Below are 20,421 nucleotides of genomic sequence, written 5' to 3' on the forward strand. Positions count from 1 at the left end.
AATAATATTGATAATATTTCTTTCTACCTTTTGCTTTATGAATTTGAAAGCACAAAAAGGTGGAATGAAAATCTCGGGTACAGTGGTCAGTTCCTATGGTAATCAGCCTTTATCCGATGCGGTGATTACGTTATCGGGTATGGATGAGACGGTTACTTGTGATAGTATCGGACGATTTATTGTTAATAATGTGTCTGCTAAAGCTACTATATCCGTATGGTGTCCGGGCTTTTATACGAAAGAAGAACCTATAGCAGGACGTGCAGAGCTACGTATTGTATTGATACCGGACGATATGAAAGGATACGCCGATAAAGTTACACTACCCTCTGTGGGCTTGGTAAAACAAAATGTGAAACAAACCAATCTTACGTCGGTTAGTAAAAGTGAACTTAACTTAGCTATAACAGATGTAGAACAAGGATTTCGTAACATTCCCGGAATAGAACTTATTTCAAAAGGGGGGCAGAATAGTGAAGGAGACTATTTCAAGTTACGGGGTGCTAATACGATGGTAGCCAACTCTTCTCCATTGATTGTAATAAATGGTATACCTTACATGCCCGATATGAACGAATCTGGGGTTATTAGTGGATACTCTAAGAATATTTTCAGTGTAGTGAATGTACAGGATATTGAGAATATTACGGTTCTGAAAGGGGCAGATGCCGCTTTATATGGCTCATTGGGATCAAATGGGGTTATTATGATCGAAACAGATAAAGCTGCGGATCTTGATACAAAAGTCGAATTTATAGGGCAATACGGACTTTCATGGAATAATGCTACACTACCGGTTTTAGGAGTAAACGATTACAAGAGTCTGATGGGGAATATAGCTTTGACAAAATATGAAGATATGTCTGATGCATTGGCGGCTTTTCCTTTTTTAAAAGAAGATCCGGGTTATTATTACAATTATCTCTATAATAATAATACTGACTGGCAAGATTTGATTTATCGGAATGCTTTTGTCACAGATAATGTGTTAAAAATCAAAGGTGGTGATGCAATCGCTAAATATGATTTCTCTATCGGCGTGAAAAATAAGCAAGGAGTGGTAGAGGAGACAAACTCGACCAAATACTATGCTCGTATGAATGCCGATGTGAATCTTAGTAAAAATGTGAAATTATTTTCGACGATTTCATTCGGATATACAAACAACCGAGTGGCAGAACAGGGAATGATATCAGAAACGAATCCGATATTAACAGCTTTGCGCAAGGGTCCTTTATTCTCTCCTTATAATAAAGACAGTAAGAATAACCTGTTGCCGGATTTTGCTTCCATTCGTGATGCTGATGGTAATCTGATAGAGAACAATAGTGTAAGTAATCCGCTTTCTGTTGTCAATGATGTGGAGATGAAACAGCACGCTTATGATGTATTGATGAATGCCGGTTTATTATATACCATAAATGATAATTGGAACTTGAAAGCCAATTTTGGTTTAAATTATAATCTGACACAAGAAGATGCTTTCGTTCCGGGTGTAAGTATTACTACTATTATGCCGTTAGAAAACCGCTTGGCAGAGAATACGATACGTTCGGCGGAAGGAACGACTCTAAATACTTATTATGCCCTTGAACTGGGCTATCAGAAAGTACTGGCAAGTATACATACAGTTTCTGCAGCGGCAGGTGCCCAAATTGCAATGAATAGTATTGATTATAATGCCGGTTCGGGATGGAATACTGCAAATGACTATTATAAAACATTGAATAATGTGCAGACCATCGGACGTTCATATTATGGTTATATAAATAAATGGAACTGGATGAATTATCATGTTTCTGCTAAGTATAATTATAATCATCAGTTGTTTGCAGGTGTTAATCTCTCAGCTGACGGTTCATCATCTGTAGGTGCCGACGCTTCTCGTATACAGGTTTATCCGGCTGTAAATGTAGCATGGAGTGTGAGTAATTCATTATTAAAAAATATGCCACAACTGGATAATCTGAATGTACGTGCTGAATATGTCATGACCGGAAATAGCCGTTTTGCTTCTACTATCGGAGAGTATTATTATTTAAACCGTGTATTCAAAGGATTATCAGGGTTGGTACGTGCGGGAGTCCCCAATACGAAAATCACTCCGGAGTTAACCAATACATTCAATGTCGGTTTGGATCTTGCCATGTTCAATAATCGCGTGATGTTGACTGTAGACTACTTCAATAGTAAAAGTTCGGATTTGATTATGCCGGTAGAGATTTCGTCTGTATATGGTTCGAATTATATGTATCGTAATATGGGAGAAGTTGTGAATCAAGGTTTTGAAATTGGGGCACAAATAGGATTGATACAGAATCGTGATTTTAAATGGTATATAGGCGGAACACTTTCTACTTGTAAAAATGAAGTGAAATCATTGGGAGGGGAAAGTGAGATTGTTCTTTCTATGAGTGACGGCTCAGCTGTGGTTTCCAAGGTTGGTCAACCTTTGTACTCTTTTTATGGGTATCAGACAGCTGGTGTATTTGCTACTGATGCTGCGGCAGAAGCAGCAGGAAAGGACGGAAAGGCATTGACTAATGCGATTGGTGTACCTTTCGCTGCGGGCGATATGCACTTTGTAGATCAGAATAATGATGGAAAAATAGATAAGGATGATCGTGTTAATTTAGGAAGCGCACTTCCCGATTTTTATGGTAGTTTCTTTACTTCTGTGGAATATAAGGGGATACAACTGTCACTCACGTTCGGCTATAGTAAGGGTAATAAAATGTACAATGCTGTAAGGCGTTCTATGGAGTCTATGTCCGACTTTTCTAATCAGTTGACTTCTGTTAACCGTCGTTGGATGGCCGAAGGGCAGATCACCGATATGCCTCGTGCTGTTTATGGTGATCCGATGGAGAATAATCGTTTTTCTGATCGTTGGATTGAAGATGCTTCTTATTTAAAATTAAAAGGACTGATGGTAAGTTATAAATTTAAATTGTTTGCTGGCACTACTGTGTTTGTTGCTGCTGAGAATCTGTTTACAGCTACCGACTATCTGGGATTAGATCCGGAAACGATGTATTCTTATGATAGTTCGATGCGTGGTTTTGATTATGGAAAGGTAGCAAATCCGCGTACAGTAAAATTCGGTTTTAAGGTTCAATTCTAAAATTATATAAAGGTAAGTTATGAAAAAAAGAATATATTTCTTGGCATTATTGTTTCCTTTGTTGACGGGGTGTGATGATTTTTTCACTCCGAATACTGATGATGCATTGCTGGAAAAAGACTATATAGGAACTTCTTATGAGCTATATACAGGCTACATGGGGCTGGCTGCTTGTGTACAAGATGTAGTAGACCAAGCCATGTTTTTGGAAGGATTGAGGGGAGACCTGCTGGAACCTACTACCAATGCTTCAATAGATATGTGGGATGTTTATAATTACAAAGATTTACAAACTCCGTTTACTGATAATGAATTGGCTGATCCCAAAGGATTTTACGCTCTTATCATGAATAGTAATGATTATCTTAAACATGTATTTGAATACAGAGAACAATATCCTACTGTGTTATCTGACAGTGATTATAAAGGTATTATTGGTGGTGCGTTACGATATAAAGCATGGGCTTATCTGATGCTTGCTAAAATATATGGTGAAGCCGTCTATTTAGATGATCCTTTGGCTACTTATCAGGACTTGTCACAATATCCCGTACTTAAATTCGATCAGTTGATAGATAAGTGTATCAGTTTGGTTGAAAATGGAATGAATGGTATTAATGGGAAAGGAGATATACGTTGGTCTACCGTGTTGTATCCGGGACAGGGTGATTCTCCCGAGTCTTTGGAGTGGAACCGTATTTGCCCTACTCCCGAGTGTTTGTTAGCTGAGCTTTATTTGTATAAAACAAAGAAGGAAAACTCAGCAGACGAAAATGCTGTTTATTATCAGAAAGTATGGGATAACTGTGTTAGTATTATTCGTACCGGTGGAGAACAAGAGGCTAGTTTTACATTGAATAAGTCGAAGTACGAGGGTTCCTGGAGTCAATTGTTCTCAACAACAACCTATAATCGTCAGGATCATATTTCTGTGGCTTTCTATGATTATAGTAAAAAACAAACGAATCGGGTGATTGAGTACTTTTCTAATACTTATCCAAATAAATATTATTTGCGTCCGGCTGTGACAGCTGTAACCCGGTGGGAAATAAGTGGTGCTAATGATCAGAAAAATAGAGGAATTAATAAATCCTATAAAGAAAGTACGGAAGGACTGATTTTTTATAAATTCTTAGGAGCTCATACTACCAGTGATTATATTTATCGTAATGATGTGCCTTTATGTTATTACAAAGCTGCTGATATCCATCTGTGGCTGGCCGAGGCCTGTGCCGGATTGGGACGCTATCGTGAAGCATTACAGTTCCTTAATGGTCAGTCTTCTGCCCGACAGAATTTCGGTTCGCTCTATAATAAAGCTACTAATACATTTTCACCCCCGTTCTCTGACTATCCTGTTTGCCTGTATCAATGTGTCGGTAAAGAGAGCCAGTTGAACTGTCAGGGAGTTCGTGGACGTATTGCGGCTCCGGCTTTGGGTGAATGGATTTTAGGTGAAGACGAAGAAACCAACGAGGTGATCGTTGAGCCGGAGTATGCCCATTGGATGGTAGATTCATTGCTGGTTGAAGAGTCGAGGTTAGAGTCTGCCGGTGAAGCACGTACTTACTATACGATGTTGCGTTCGGCAAGGCGCTGGGGAGATAAGGCGCGTAAGATATGGGCAGATAAAGTTGCTGAAAAATATGTCACAGCTACTTCTGTGGGTAGTAACTTAGAGACTTCTGATGAGAACTGGTTTATTAGATATGATTTGAAGCTGAATAAGTAATCAAATGAAAAAAATAAGTATAGTATTATGTTTTTTGCTTCTTAGAGGTATCATGATACCTCTGTGGGGGCAGGCTCAGGAAAAATTGGATAGAGGAGTAGTTGCCGTAAAATCTTCCGACGGAGTGTTTCTGTCCTGGCGTAGTTTAGTTACTGATGCCAGAAAATTGGGCTTTGACATCTATCGGGATGGAGTCAAAATCACGACTATTCCTGTGGTAACTACAACCAATTATGTAGATAAAGACGGTACTGTAGCTTCTCGCTATATGCTTAAAGGGGTACTGGATGGTACAGAGACCGAAATCACAAAAGAAGTGTCCGTCTGGGCGGAACAATATAAAAGAATTCCTCTAAAACGTCCGGGAGGTGGAGTGACTTTACCTTATGACGTTGTTCAAACGGATAAAGATAAAACGCGTGAAACTTATCCGGATGGGCAGGAATATACTTACACTCCGAATGATTGTAGCGTGGGTGATGTTGACGGAGACGGGGAATATGAGATTATAGTGAAATGGGATCCGACCAACTCACGCGATAATTCTTTCTATGGATACACAGGCAATGTTTATTTGGATTGCTATAAGTTGGACGGAACTTTCATGTGGAGGATTGATCTTGGTAAGAATATACGTGCCGGAGCCCATTACACTCAATTCATGGTGTATGACTTTGATGGTGACGGTAAAGCCGAAGTTGCCTGTAAAACGGCGCCGGGAACTATTGATGGGCAGGGAAAATCTGTAATAATGGGGAGCGATGATCCCAATGCCGACTACCGCTCTTCCGGTAGTAAAGCAGGAATTGTGGTGGATGGCCCTGAGTATCTGACTGTTTTTAACGGACAGACAGGAGCGGAGATTTCGACCATTGCTTACAGTCCTCTTCGTGGAAACATTAATGATTGGGGGGATGGATATGGTAACCGTTCGGAACGTTATCTGGCATGTGTGGCATACCTTGACGGAGTAAAACCAAGTTTAGTGATGTGCCGTGGATATTATGCACGTACAGCACTGGCCGCTTATGATTTTGACGGAACAAAACTGACAATGAGATGGGCTCATGATTCTAAAGTATCCGGTTCGGGAGCTTATGGACAGGGAAACCACAATCTGTCGGTAGCAGATGTAGATGGAGACGGATGTGACGAGATCGTTTACGGAGCGTGTGTCATCGATCAGGATGGGAAAACGTTGTATCGTACCGGTTTAGGACATGGAGATGCTATTCACTTGTCCGATTTGGATCCCGATTTGGATGGGTTGGAAGTCTTTTCACCTCATGAAGAAAAAACGGCTGCTTATGGGTATGAGGTGCACTCTGCCGCAACAGGCGAGATTATATTTGGCGAGAAAACCGGAACGGACGTCGGGCGTGGGATTGCTGCGGATATAGATCCTGCTCACCGTGGGTTTGAAATGTGGTCGACTGCCAATGGTAATGTATACGATTGCAAAGGGAATATCATAGCCAGTAAGAACCGCCCTTCCGTTAACTTCAGGGTGTATTGGGACGGTGATTTGCAGGACGAACTGTTGGATGGAGTTAAGATTGATAAATGGAACGGCACGAAAGCGAACCGTATGATTACTTTGTCCGATTACAGCAATGCCGCTTCCTGCAACTCTACCAAAGCCACTCCCAATTTGAGTGCTGACATATTGGGGGATTGGCGTGAAGAAATTATCCTATGGGATTCAAAGACTTGCTCCGATCTGTTGGTCTTTACCACTATTATTCCTACTGAATATAAGATAACCACTTTGATGCACGACCCTGTTTATCGCATGGGAATAGCCTGGCAAAATGTGGCTTATAACCAACCTCCTCATCTGGGTTACTACCTGGGAGATCAGGATACGGAAAATGCTTCATTCGCGAAGAAGGGCATCGGTTATCTGAACCAGTCGATAGACCTGGGTGAAGCGATTTCACCGATTTCATATTCATGGAAGAATGCGGAAGATGTAAAAATAGCAGGACTGCCGGAAGGGCTTACCGTTGTCGTGGACAAGGAAGAATGTCTTTTCACGATTGAAGGAACTCCCCAGGCAACAGGCACGTATGCGTATACCATAGAGAGTGTTGGCGGACTTACCGTAGCTACTCTCTCCGGAACGATTAAAGTGAAAGCTCCGGTGATATTGAATGAATTAGCCTATTTCTCATTTGATGAAACAACCGGTACATCTGCTGTCAATTCGGTGTATGGAAAAGCAGAGGCAGTAGGTTTTGTTCCCACATGGATAAGTGGGGTCCGCCAACAGGCATTGGAGCTGCCCGCAACTCCTGCAACCCGTAGAATGGAACAACCCTCTTACGATCAATTACAACTGGGCACCGGGGATTTTAGTATTGAACTGTGGTTCCGTTCCAACGGAGACAATGGTGTAGACTGGTATCTGTTCCACAAAGGTAGCCATGCGAAGAATGCTTCGACCGGTGCTACTGGGAAATGGGTCGGATTACAGTACAAGAATGGAAATCTTACCTTTGGTATTGACGATGATGTTACGAAATCCAATCTCGACATTCCTGCTACTCAATATTTCAATGGTGAGTGGAACCACATAGTCTGTGTCCGTGATGGTGAAACCAAAACATTGAAAATGTATATTAATGGAGTTTTCCAAGGTGAGGTGACTGACAAAACCGGTGATATTTCAGAGTCGGAGTTGTTTGTTATCGGTAACTGTAATGTGAACTTCAATACTCCCTTTACCGGGGCAATTGATGAGCTTCACGTCTATGGAGGAGCCATGAGTGCCGCCAAAGCAAAGGAACGTTATGAGCTTAATAAGCCAACCGGCATCTCGGGAGAAACGGCATTCCACTCTGATCTGAACATTTATCCGCTTTATTTCAAGGATGAAATAACGGTTGAATTCCCGGCAGAGATATCCGGATGTACTACAGTTTCGATGTACTCTTCTGCGGGTACACTTGTTCACCGCACTGCCTATGTGGTAGACGGAGGAGCAGTACTGTACATCAGCGGATTGGACAGTTTGCCCAAAGGTACTTATCTTATTGTAGTGGAAGCAGGAACAACGAAGTTTGTGAAGAAACTGTTAAAGTAATAACATTTGATTTGTTTTCTATGGTACACGGATGAGGCAGATAGAGGACGGATGACAACGGATAAGATTCTCTCCTTTTGATTAATAAATAAATAAAATCCCCGTTGTTTCCGCCTTTTCTGTCTTATCTTTGTGCTATACAAAAACACAGAATTTCAATTGTTCTATACAGAGTTTAAAACAATTGAAATTCTGTGCTTTCTGTAATAAACTGATTTACACTGTTAATTTTCCTATTTGAGATGAAGTATATATTAGCTTTCTGGTTTATTTTTCTCTTTCAGGCGGTCTTTGCCCAGTCTACATCTACACATCGCCGCTATCTTTCCGGTACGGGATTGAATCACACCGTGACGTGGGATTTCTATTGTTCCGATGGGAATAATAGCCGTCGGTGGAGTAAGATCGAAGTACCCTCACAATGGGAATTACAGGGGTTTGGTACTTATACCTATGGACGGTGGTACAAGGAAAAAGGGGTAAAGAATCCGAGTATGGAAACCGGAATTTACCGACACTCTTTTAAAGTACCGAAGGAATACACCGGACAGACAGTGCAAATCGTTTTTGATGGGGTAATGACTGATACTGAAGTTCTGGTGAACGATTGTGTAGCAGGACCGGTTCATCAAGGAGGTTTTTATCGTTTCTCCTATGATATAACCAGGCTTCTGAATTTTGGAGGTAAGAACCGGTTGGAAGTACGCGTCAGTAAGCATTCTGCCAATAAATCGGTAAATGCTGCCGAACGTAAAGCTGACTGGTGGCTGTTTGGCGGTATCTATCGTCCGGTATGGCTTGAAATAAAACCAAAGGAACATATCGATCGGGTTGCAGTGAATGCTTTGTGTGATGGACATTTGTTGGCGGATGTCTATTTGTCAGGAGCAAAATCCGGTTATTGTTTATTAGCAACTGTTGAGAATTTAAAGAGTGGCGAATTGCTCAAAGAACATTCTTTCCAACTGACAGATAGTGCTACTCTTTATCGGTTGGATACTCAATGGGAGAATATTCTTCCCTGGACCCCTGAATCTCCGAATCTTTATCTTCTTAAATTAAAACTGCTCAATCGGAGCGGGCAACTATTACATCAACATCAGGAACGCATCGGGTTTCGTACGGTAGAGTTTCGTCCCCGGGACGGAATTTATGTCAATGGTGTGAAGATTGTAATGAAAGGTATCAACCGTCACTCTTTCCACCCGGATGGTGGACGCACTACGAATAAAGAGATTAGCGTGCAGGATGCTTTGTTATTGAAAGAGATGAATATGAATGCTGTCCGTTCTCACTATCCGCCTGATACACATTTCCTGGATGCTTGTGATTCGTTGGGACTTTTTGTTATTGATGAATTGGCTGGCTGGCAAAATGCTTATGATGAAAATGTAGGCAAACGTTTACAACAGGAGATGATTATCCGTGACGTAAATCATCCTTCTATTGTGCTTTGGAGTAATGGGAACGAAGGAGGCTGGAATTCTGCTCTTGATAAACATTTCTCGGATTATGATCCTCAGCAACGGCATGTAATTCATCCCTGGGCCGATTTTAGCGGACTGGATACACATCACTATCCGGCGTATCTCACCGGCGTAGCCCGTTTTACTAATGGCTATAATGTCTTTATGCCTACCGAATTTATGCATGGTCAGTACGATCAGGGACATGGAGCCGGACTGGAAGATTTTTGGGCTAACTATACTTCTCATCCTCTTTTTGCCGGTGGCTTTATGTGGGCATTTTCCGATGAAGCTGTCCGTCGGACAGATCAGGGCGGACGATTGGATTCTGATCGGTTCAATGCTCCCGATGGGATTGTTGGCCCTTATCGTGAGCGGGAAGGAAGTGTGTATACAGTACGCGAAGTCTGGGCTCCCATTCAGTTCCGGCAATTTTATATCACTCCTTCTTTTCGCGGAGAATTTGCTATCACCAATACCTATTTATATACTAATCTCCGTGATTGCCGGATGAATTACCGTCTTCATCGTTATCCTTCACCCTTGCAAAAGGAGGTTGATGTCTGTTGCATTGATAGCGGAGAAGTTCGTTTGCCATCTCTCGCCCCCGGTGAAACCGGATATGCACACATGCAGTTGCCTTCTTGCTTTTGGGAGGCAGATGTGTTGGAATTGGAAGCTTTCGGGCCGGATGGTAAGAGTCTTTGTAACTGGACATGGCCTGTGCGTTATGCCGATGAGTATTTGAAGCGTGAAATGCCCTCCTTCCTAACTACTAATAAGAATATGGCTTCTTTAAGTCAGTGTGATTCGCTGGTGACATTAAGTAGTAATGGGATTGCTGTTTCTTTTCGGAAGAGTAATGCCACTATTGCCAAGGTGGTAAAAGAAAACACACATATCGAAGTTCCATTAACCAATGGTCCTCTTCCGGTAGGCATGAAAATGGAATTGGTTCGTTATTCCACTCGTTTGGAGGGAAACGATGCGGTGTTCTGTGCTTATTACCGGGGTGGCGTTGACTCTATACAGTGGCGCCTCTCGGCTTCCGGTCTGTTATCTATGGATGCTGTATTGCTCAATCGCGCTTCAGGCGGGGGTGGATTTGATGATGCTTTTATGGATGAGGCTGTATTAAATCTTGGTCTGACCTTTTCTTATCCTGAGACAGCCTGTACGGGGATGCGCTGGTTTGGACGTGGTCCCTATCGCGTATGGAAGAACCGGGTGAAAGGAACCAATTATGCTGTTTGGCAAAAAGCGTATAACAATACGATAACCGGAGAGAGTTTTGAGAATCTGGTTTATCCTGAGTTTAAAGGGTATCACGCTAATTTTTATTGGGCTACAGTGCAGAGTAGCATTGCTCCTTTTACTGTTTATTCTTCTACCGATGGACTCTTTCTTCGCATGTTTACTCCACAAGAGCCTTTCGGTAGGCAGGATGGGATTAATACGATGCCCGATTTTCCTTCCGGAGACATCTCTTTCTTATTAGATATTCCCGCTATCCGTTCATTTAAACCGATATCACAGCATGGCCCACACAGCCAGCCGGGAATTGTACGTATTAAAAAAGGAGATGAAGGACTAAGTATCAGATTGTTTTTTGACTTTATGTAGTATTGAAAGTTGTACCCATTGGTATAAGGTACCAATGGGTATAATACTTTGAGAATAGTTTAGAACGTACTAATTACAATGAAAATCAGATCCGATACTTTATATCAGATTTATATTAGTTATCGAAATAAGCATTATCTCTCATACATTGTATACGCTCACCACGCCTTTTCTTCTTTTAAAATTAGATTTATTTCTGTTTATATTATTGAAAAACAGTAGATTAATAAAGTGTATTCTTTATGTTATAAAAGTACGTACTTAAGTATGTGTTAAATGTACACTTTTGTATGATAAAAGTACGTACTTTATGTATACAAAAGTGTACACTTTTGCATGTGTAAAATCTATAGTTAAAGAATAGTGTTAATTGTGTTAATGAAAAATAGATAATAAAGCTATATTTTATTGATCGTTTTGTAACCAGCTCACATCAATGGATTCAATTTTTTTCATTTCTGAATTAAATAGTAGTGTTTTTAGAAGATTATTTTTATCTTTGTCTGTTGTTTCTTACTATTTATATATTATGATAGGGTACGTATGACTAAGAATTATAACGATTTAGGAGTTGAATTCAAGTATCTGATAGTAAATGATATGGATCGCAAGTTTGGTTTGTGGGTCAATACTGTTGGCTTTCAGTCTATTTTGCCGGACTCCCCTTATCCATTGAAAAATCATCCTTCCGGTTATTTTTTTAATACCAGCAAAGGTCGTATTCTGCGCGAATATCAAATAGTATATATAACAAAAGGACGAGGCTTATTTACTTCGGAAACAACCCCCGAAAAGCAGGTTTGTAAAGGACGTTTGATGGTGCTTTTCCCGGGACAATGGCATACGTATCACCCTTATCAGCAAACCGGCTGGAATGAATATTATATTGGTTTTGAAGGCCCGGTAGTTAATAACTTGTTTGGGGAGGGGTTTCTATCTAAAGACAATCAAGTTCTTGAAGTTGGATTAAATGAAGAGTTGGTTTCGCTCTTCTCCCGTGCATTGGAGATTGCAGAGCAGGATAAGATTTCAGCTCAACAGTATCTTTCGGGTATTGTAATGCATATGCTTGGGATGATCCTTTCTATTTCGAAGAATAAGATTTTTGAGGTAGGGGATGTAGACCAGAAGATTGAACAAGCTAAAATTATTATGAATGAAAATGTCTTTAAGGATATTGATCCGGAAGAACTGGCTATGAAACTGAATATTAGCTATTCATGGTTCCGTAAGGTGTTTAAAGACTATACGGGCTATGCCCCGGCAAAATACTTCCAGGAATTGAAATTACGCAAAGCAAAACAACTGCTGGTGGGAACCTCCCAATCAGTTAAAGAAATTTCTTTTATGCTCGACTATAAATCTACTGAGCATTTCTTCTCACTATTCAAAAAACGTACAGGTTTTACTCCATTAGAATATCGCTCTTTTGGACGCGAAACGGATATTTCAGAAGAGGAAATCGATTAAATCAAAAAGGACAGTTGAAAATCAGAATGATTATTAACTGTCTCTTTTTCTGCTGTTTTATAGCTTAAAAAGCGCATCTTTTCTTAAAGAAAATCAAAAATGAGAGTGTTTCTGTCAAAAGTTGCATATCTGTAGATTATGAGACCCCTTATATTTGCAGACACAAAACCTGTGTTCGATAACGGAGCATGCTTTGTTAAACTTGAATTTATTTATTATCAAATTATATATTAATAATCTATGAGAATCTTACGCAAAAACTTCTGCTTATTGATGCTTCTGTTAATAAGCTACCCTCTAAGCATTTTTGCTCAGAACAAGACAATTACCGGTACGGTTCGCGATGCGATGGACGTGGTGATTGGTGCTTCTGTGACTGTGAAAGGCAACAATTCTGTCGGTACGATTACCGATATTGATGGTAATTTTAAACTCTCGGTACCTGCTTCTGCCAAGGAGTTGGTTGTTTCATTTGTAGGCTATGACAATCAGACTGTATTAATCGGTAGTAAAACTCATTTTGACATTACATTAAAAGAATCCAGTGTGATGCTGGACGAAGTAGTGGCTATCGGTTATGCGAAAGTAAAACGTAGAGATCTTACGGGAGCTACCTCTTCTGTTTCAGCAGGAGATTTGGCAGCTGTACCTGCAATGACTGCAGCACAAGCCTTGCAAGGTAAAGCAGCCGGTGTGAATATTGTGACTGCCGGTGGTGCACCGGGTGCAAAAGTGGAAGTAACGGTGCGTGGTGGTACCTCTATTACGCAAAGTACTAAACCTCTCTATATTGTAGATGGTTTTGAGATGGAAGATGCACTAACAAACATTGATATTAATGATATTGAGAATATCGATATCCTGAAAGATGCTTCTTCTACGGCTATCTATGGTGCACGGGGTTCAAACGGTATTATTCTGATTACCACAAAATCGGGGAAGAAAGGCAAAACACAGGTGACTTATAATACTTATTTCTCGTTTGACAAACTTTCCAAGAAACTGGACATGATGTCTAATGCTGAGCAGTTTACAAAATATCAGTATGAGTTGGCAGCACTTCAGGGTGGATTGGCTAACTACAGTAATGTTTTCGATAATAGCTTAGGTGTGGATGCTCCTGATTTCTACACCGGTGCTTATGGTCGTATTGCCGATCGCTATGCCGGAGCTTCTACTCTCGACTGGCAGGATGAGGTTTTTGGTGGCTCTGCCTTGACTCAGTCTCATAATGTAAATGTGACTGCCGGTACGGAGAAGACTCAAGTAATGTTGAGTTACAACTTTAACGGACAGGATGGTTTGCTGGCCAATCACGGTATGAAGAAAAGCGCTTTTCGTGCTAAAGTCAATTCTGAACTTTATAAAGGTGTACGTGTGGATGTGAACACGATGTTTTCTAACAATTCAGTTGATGGTGGCGGTGCTTACTCGGGTATGAAGAATGTATTGCTCCAACCCATTATTGGTGGTACGCTCTTTACTCAGGATGAATTGCTACATACGCAGACTTATCCGGACTTTTCTGCCTTGGATTCCAGCTTCGATACAGCCAATCCGCTTGTACAAAACGAGGCTTCCACTTCTAACAAACGTTCTCGTATTTATACGGTCAATGCAGGTCTTGAAATTGATATTCTGAAATACTTTACCTGGCGTACAGCCGGTAGTTACACCTGGACAAATTCCAAGTCTACTTCTTTTGCTGATGAAAACTCTACTTCCTATCTGATGGATCAGAATACAGGTATGAATGGTAGCATTGAAAACGAAGAATCTTATAAATGGCAAATCACCAATACGCTGAATTATAATCAGACATTTGCCAAAAAACATAAGGTAAATGTATTGTTGGGACATGAAGTCACTTATTCCGAATCTGAAGGAAATAAAATGGAACTTACCAAGTTCCCTTATCCTAATATCTTTGGGTTGGATAAGATTGATAATGCTACCGTAAAATCAAAATCGGTAAGTCACTCGCGTAATGGGATTGTTTCTGCTTTCGCACGTGTAAATTACTCCTTTGATGAGCGTTATTTGTTGACAGGTACGATTCGTGGTGACGGTTCTTCCAGATTTGCAAAAGGTAACAAATGGGGTATTTTCCCTTCGGTATCCGGTGCATGGCGTATTTCGGAAGAAGGCTTTTGGAAAGATAATAAAGTGGCAGATGTTGTCAATAGCTTTAAGTTGCGTGTAGGTTACGGTACAACGGGTAACTGTAACATTAGCGACTACATGTATGTCACTTCTTTCAAAGAGTCTGATTATCCGATGAATAATACGGTAGGCTCTCCTGTTTATATTGTAGATGAAACTTTAGGAAATAAGAAACTGAAGTGGGAGACTGTACGTTCTACTAACATTGGTTTGGACTTGTCTCTCTTTAATAGTCGCTTGAATATTACTGCTGAATGGTATAACAACCAAGTAGACGACCTGTTATTGAAGAGTGTAATTCCTTCTTCAACCGGTTATAAGAATCAATTCCAAAACATTGGTAAGATACGCAATCGCGGTTGGGAAGTTTCAATCAATACGGTGAATATACAGACCAAAGACTTCCGCTGGACCAGTGATTTGAATCTGGCTTTCAACCGCTCAAAGGTTCTTTCTTTGGAAAATGGGATCGAGAGCAAGACTTTCTCTGTCGGCAGTAACCGTTCGGGTATGGTGAACTATTATGCAAAAGTAGGTGAAAGTTTAGGCGATATGTACGGCTATATTTATGAAGGTGTGTATACAACGGATGATTTTGTTCAGGGTACAGATGGTAAATTGGCATTGAAAGATGGCGTTGTCAGACCTGAAAAGGGAACACCGCAACCGGGGGATATCAAGTTTGCTGCGAATGATGTGGATAAAGACGGCAACCCTCAGTTCACTAAAAAAGAAACTAAGATTGGTAATGGTACTCCTGACTGTATCGGAGGATTCAATAATACCTTTAGTTATCGTGGATTTGACTTGAGCGTTTTCATGAAATTCTCTATTGGTAATGATGTTTACAATGCCACCAAACACAGTATGAGTCCTTATGCTGCTTTCCAGAATGTACCTACTGAATTCGGCGATCACTACTATCGCATGATCGATCCGCAGACCGGTAAACAGGCTACTACTTTGGAGCGTTACAAAGAACTGAATCCGAATGAGGCTTCTGCCACATGGAATCTGAGTAAAACAAATTCCGGTTATATCACTTATCCTTCTTCATACTATGTGGAAGATGGTTCTTACCTGCGTATTGCACAAGTGACACTGGGCTATACATTGCCCAAAGTATGGCTGAAGAAGTTTATGATTTCTAATGCACGTCTTTATTTCACAGGCAATAATCTGGCAACGATTACCGGTTACTCCGGTTATGACCCTGAGGTTTCTGCTGGCAATGACCAGGTTGTTTGTACACCGGGATATGACAGTTCTACTTATCCGCGTTCAAGAAGTTACGTCATTGGTCTTAACTTAACATTCTAAACTTAAGCATTATGAAAAAGAGATTATTCAATACAAAAAAGAAATTAGTCATTTTGTCTGTAGTGGCGCTTTCCATGGGAATGACGTCTTGTGCGGACTGGCTCGAAATGCCTTCTTATACATCAGCCGATTCTGAAACTGTATTTAAAAATGAGGAAGCTGCCGAATTATTCGTCACAGGCTGTTATCGGGGGATTATTCCTACCGAGCTGGTTTATCAGTTGATGGCAGGTGAAACTGTAACTCACTCCAGTGAGGACGGTACTACCAACAACGGAAAATACAATATTTGTAACTGGTTTTATGATTCAACTTCTCCTTATACCGTAACTACACTTTACAATGAAGAGTACAGTGCTATTGAGGCAACTAATATTGCCATCAAGAATCTGAACCTGATGCCGGAGACTACCAAGCGTAACTCCTTGTTGGGTGAAGCGCTTGCACTGCGTGCTTTTGCCTATCTTAACCTGATTAGTATCTATGGTGATGTTCCCGCAAACTGGGAACCTCTGGAAGATATGGATCCGGATGCTGAGTCGACTTTCTATCCTAAACGTACGTCTCGTGATGTCATTTATGATCGTATCGTATCAGACTTGCAGACTGCTGCAAATTATATGCCCTGGTTCGAAGAAAGTGGTTTTGCTACTACCGAACGTTTAACCAAACAGAGCACTTTGGCACTGTTGGCACGTGTGGCTCTTTATGCCGGAGGTTATTCATTGCGTTGGAATCTTGAAACGAATGATCCGGCTACATTGAAAGTTTCCCGTCGCAGTGATGAAGCTCGTGTACGTGAACTTTATCAGATAGCCGACAAAGCTTGTAGCGATATCATAGAGCATGGACAGAACTCACTGGTTCAGGCAGAAGGCGGAATGAGTGGTTTTCAGAATTTATGGTATAATTACTGTCAGCGTAAATTTACCAGTTTGAATAAGGAAATTCTTTTTAGTCTGGCACAGTATGGAGCAACGACAAATTCAAAGTTTGGTTTGTATGCACATCCGGGTACCAGAGGTGGTACGTATGGTTCGCGTAAAGCGATGCAATTCATTTTGCCTACTTACTATTTGTCTTTTGAAGAAGGCGATGCCCGCCGGGATGTGACCTGTACTTCTTACAGTATTTATTTTCTGGAAGGCGGTGCCAGCAATGATACCTGGGTGGATGTAGGTACTACTTACTCTTGCATCATGTCGGGTAAATTCCGTATCCCCTGGTGTGTGGCACCGGAATCTGATGCAAACAAGCGTAATGTAAATATTCCTATCATACGTTACTCTGATGTATTGCTGATGTATGCTGAAACTCAGAACTATCTGAATGGTGCTCCGACTCAGCCTGCCAAAGATGCTTTAAAAGAGATTCGCGATCGTGCTGGTGTAGGGTCGTTACCGATACCTACTGATCCGCAGGAATTCGAGGATGCTTTGGCTCAGGAACGTAAATGGGAATTTGGCGGAGAACTTTCACTTCGTACAGATTTGATCCGTATGGGGCGCATCGCCAAAGAATTGGCAGCAACAAAGCAAGCGATGAAAGACCTTTCAGATCGTAAGAACAAATATGCTGATGTATCGGTATATCGTTTGTATAAGTTCCATAAAGATGCACAGACTTATGGTGATACTTTCCTGGCAATTGATTATATTGACTTGACCGATGACAACGAAATTGCAGTAGCAAAAGCTGTACCTACAAATAAAGCTGAATATGATGCTTTCCAGACTAAACTGGCTGAAATAGTTCGTGCACACGGTATTGCTGTTAATGCAGGCGATAAATGGTACCCGGTTAATATGTTCGAAGCCTATACCAGTACATTCAATGGTAATGCCCGTAAAGCTGTAGGCTTTGGCAAAGGTTTCAATGCACTGCAAATCGGTAAGATCATTTATATGAATCCGACAGGCTCCGCAGAAAACGGTGGTAAATATCCCGACTGGATTGAAGCTGCTGATGGTAGTGACGGTCTTTACTATGGCTATAAGGAAAACTGTTCAGAATTGTTGCCTTTTGCAGCTAAGTCTGCCGGTCACCCACTGGTTGACAATCCGAATCTGACACAACATCCCGGATATAAATAATCAATTCTTTCTTTTGTGATTTAAATTCACAATAAATCAGATCCTCTGTCGCCAAACTATTTCGGTGGCAGAGGATTTTTTTCTCCGATAGATTCTTTATAGGTGTCTTTGGATGATCAGTAAAGCAAATCTCTTAGTCTTTCTGCCAATCTGTGCAGAGAAAAATCCTATAGAAACCTCTATCTTTGTACTCATCAACATCCTGAATTTTTATCAACTATATTAAATACCATGAAAAAACTGTTTTATTCTTTGCTTGCATTGACATTGGTAAGCTGCGGTTCGAAGAAGCAAACGCCCATTGACCGTGAGGCACTTGTTAATCGCAATTCTCCCCAGGTAACAGCTTTTGATTCTCTTGCTTCCCTATCAGTTGGAAACGGTGAATTTGCATATACTGTAGATGCTACCGGCTTGCAAACATATCCGGAACTCTATACAAAAGGCGTGCCTTTAGGTACACAAAGCCAATGGGGTTGGCATGAGTTTACCAACCCGGAAGGTTATAAACATGAAGAAACACTGAAAGATTATGATTTTGACCGTGGCCGCATGGAACCTTATTCCGTACAGTTCAATGAAGCAGGACGTCAGAAAGAAGCAGCCAACTGGTTTCGTGTGAATCCACATCGTCTTCATTTAGGGATGGTAGGTTTTGATTTTGGACGCGACTCTTCCTCACTTTCGCAGATTACAGATGTGAAACAGACACTTGATCTTTGGAAAGGAACTATCAATAGTAACTTTAAGTTAAATGGGACTCCCGTTGAAGTACAAACGGCTTGTCATCCCGAAGCAGATATGCTGGCAGCCATTGTTCGTTCTGCTGCACATCCGGCTGTGAACTTCCGTTTTCCGTATCCGACAGGCGGACATTGTGATGATGCCTGTAAGTGGGATGCCAATGAGAGACATTCTACCATTATTGTTAGCCAGGACGGGCAACAGGTTGTACTGAAGCGCACGTTGGATGCTACCACTTATTATGTTACGATTCGCTGGGAAGGTAAAGCTCTCTTTGGCGAAAAGGATAAAAATTACTTTGTGCTTACTCCCGAAGAAGATACATTGGCTTTTACTTGTGCCTTCACACCGGAAGGAGCCTCTACAGAGACTGCAACTGCAGTACAAACCGAACAGAAGGCTGCTGAATATTGGACTGCTTTCTGGAAAAATGGTGCGGCAGTTGACTTTTCTGCTTGTACGGATACCCGTGCCAAGGAATTGGAACGCCGTGTGGTATTGAGTCAATATCTTCTTGCTATCCAATGTGCCGGAACAACTCCTCCACAAGAGACCGGACTGACTTACAACTCCTGGTTTGGTAAGTTTCATCTCGAAATGATCTGGTGGCATCAGGCTCAGTTTGCATTGTGGAACCGTGCAGAATTGCTTGATCGTACATTGGGTTGGTATGAAACAGTAGAACCTGTTGCCCGTGAAATAGCTCGCAGACAAGGTTTCGATGGAGTACGCTGGATGAAGATGACCGATCCGAGTGGGACAGAAGCACCGTCTAAAGTGGGTAGTTTCCTGATTTGGCAACAACCGCACTTTATTTATCTGGCCGAATTATTGTATCGTAATAATCCGTCGGATGAAGTGATAAAGAAATACAACCGACTCGTACAGGAGACTGCCCAGTTTATGTATTCCTTTGCTACATATGATGAATTGGAAGGCCGTTTTGTATTGAAAGGAGCCATTCCGGCACAAGAAACACTTCGGGCTGCCGAAACAGTAAATCCTCCTTTTGAGTTATCATATTGGCATTTTGCTATGGAGACAGCGCAGAAATGGCGTGAACGTGCCGGCGAAAAACGTAATCTGGAGTGGGATGAAATGATTGATAAACTTTCTCCATTAGCCTATAATGAAGATAAGTTGTATTTGGCTGCCGAAACAGCAACTGATACTTACAAAGATATTCGTTTTACTTCCGACCACATGGCGGTACTGGGTGCTGTGGGTATTTTGCCGATGAATAAGCTGATTCGCGACGACTATATGAAAAATACTCTGCACTGGATATGGGACAACTGGAACTGGGGCAAGACCTGGGGATGGGACTATCCTATGACGGCTATGAATGCTGCTCGCCTGGGTGAACCGGAAAAAGCAGTGGGTGCTTTACTGATGGATAAACGTACCAATACGTACTTGGTGAATGGACACAATTATCAGGATGGCCGTTTGCGGGTTTACCTGCCGGGAAATGGTGGTTTGTTAACCGCAGTGGCCATGATGTGTGCTGGTTGGGATGGTTGCCAGACAGAGAATCCGGGCTTCCCGAAGGACGGAACGTGGAATGTACGTTGGGAAGGGCTGAAGCCAATGCCGTAGAA

Annotated in this window: 8 protein-coding genes; all 8 read left to right on the plus strand. The window is 41.4% G+C overall.

Translation table 11 applies throughout. The features are described 5' to 3' along the window. Positions 1-37: 37 nt before the first annotated feature. The 8 genes from QX565_RS10665 (at position 38) to QX565_RS10700 (ending at position 20,419) form a co-directional block, all read left to right on the plus strand. Positions 38-3,124, plus strand: coding sequence for a SusC/RagA family TonB-linked outer membrane protein (locus QX565_RS10665; RefSeq protein ID WP_289292747.1), 3,087 nt, complete (start codon positions 38-40; stop codon positions 3,122-3,124). A gap of 19 nt (positions 3,125-3,143) precedes the next feature. Next, positions 3,144-4,856 carry a hypothetical protein gene (locus tag QX565_RS10670; protein WP_221651158.1) on the plus strand — a complete coding sequence of 571 codons (1,713 nt, stop codon included), beginning with the start codon at positions 3,144-3,146 and terminating at the stop codon, positions 4,854-4,856. Between the two features lie 4 nt (positions 4,857-4,860). Continuing rightward, positions 4,861-7,941, plus strand: a complete 3,081-nt coding sequence (locus QX565_RS10675) for a rhamnogalacturonan lyase family protein (protein WP_289292748.1) — start codon at positions 4,861-4,863, stop codon at positions 7,939-7,941. Between the two features lie 242 nt (positions 7,942-8,183). Beyond that, positions 8,184-11,030: an exo-beta-1,4-galactosidase gene (locus QX565_RS10680; RefSeq protein WP_289292749.1), complete on the plus strand. Its 2,847-nt coding sequence runs from the start codon at positions 8,184-8,186 to the stop codon at positions 11,028-11,030. Positions 11,031-11,573: 543 nt separating this feature from the next. Beyond that, on the plus strand, positions 11,574-12,500 hold the full coding sequence (locus QX565_RS10685) for an AraC family transcriptional regulator (RefSeq protein ID WP_221650279.1): 927 nt from the start codon (positions 11,574-11,576) through the stop codon (positions 12,498-12,500). 240 nt (positions 12,501-12,740) lie between these two features. Continuing rightward, complete coding sequence (locus QX565_RS10690) at positions 12,741-15,983, plus strand: SusC/RagA family TonB-linked outer membrane protein (protein ID WP_289292750.1); 3,243 nt, start codon at positions 12,741-12,743, stop codon at positions 15,981-15,983. An 11-nt stretch (positions 15,984-15,994) separates the two neighbouring features. After that, entirely contained in the window at positions 15,995-18,076 is a 2,082-nt protein-coding gene (locus QX565_RS10695; protein WP_289292751.1) for a RagB/SusD family nutrient uptake outer membrane protein, read from the plus strand. Positions 18,077-18,307: 231 nt separating this feature from the next. Beyond that, positions 18,308-20,419, plus strand: a complete 2,112-nt coding sequence (locus tag QX565_RS10700; RefSeq protein ID WP_289292752.1) for a hypothetical protein — start codon at positions 18,308-18,310, stop codon at positions 20,417-20,419. Positions 20,420-20,421: the final 2 nt, after the last annotated feature.

The sequence above is a fragment of the Bacteroides sp. 41_26 genome (genome assembly GCF_949740115.1).
Classification (GTDB): Bacteria; Bacteroidota; Bacteroidia; order Bacteroidales; family Bacteroidaceae; genus Bacteroides; species Bacteroides nordii.

What these genes read in the sequence shown, in the direction of transcription:
- QX565_RS10665 (WP_289292747.1), top strand. Translation starts at nt 38, where the DNA reads ATGAATTTGAAAGCACAAAAAGGTGGAATGAAAATCTCGGGTACAGTG.
- QX565_RS10670 (WP_221651158.1), top strand. Translation starts at nt 3,144, where the DNA reads ATGAAAAAAAGAATATATTTCTTGGCATTATTGTTTCCTTTGTTGACG.
- QX565_RS10675 (WP_289292748.1), top strand. Translation starts at nt 4,861, where the DNA reads ATGAAAAAAATAAGTATAGTATTATGTTTTTTGCTTCTTAGAGGTATC.
- QX565_RS10680 (WP_289292749.1), top strand. Translation starts at nt 8,184, where the DNA reads ATGAAGTATATATTAGCTTTCTGGTTTATTTTTCTCTTTCAGGCGGTC.
- QX565_RS10685 (WP_221650279.1), top strand. Translation starts at nt 11,574, where the DNA reads ATGACTAAGAATTATAACGATTTAGGAGTTGAATTCAAGTATCTGATA.
- QX565_RS10690 (WP_289292750.1), top strand. Translation starts at nt 12,741, where the DNA reads ATGAGAATCTTACGCAAAAACTTCTGCTTATTGATGCTTCTGTTAATA.
- QX565_RS10695 (WP_289292751.1), top strand. Translation starts at nt 15,995, where the DNA reads ATGAAAAAGAGATTATTCAATACAAAAAAGAAATTAGTCATTTTGTCT.
- QX565_RS10700 (WP_289292752.1), top strand. Translation starts at nt 18,308, where the DNA reads ATGAAAAAACTGTTTTATTCTTTGCTTGCATTGACATTGGTAAGCTGC.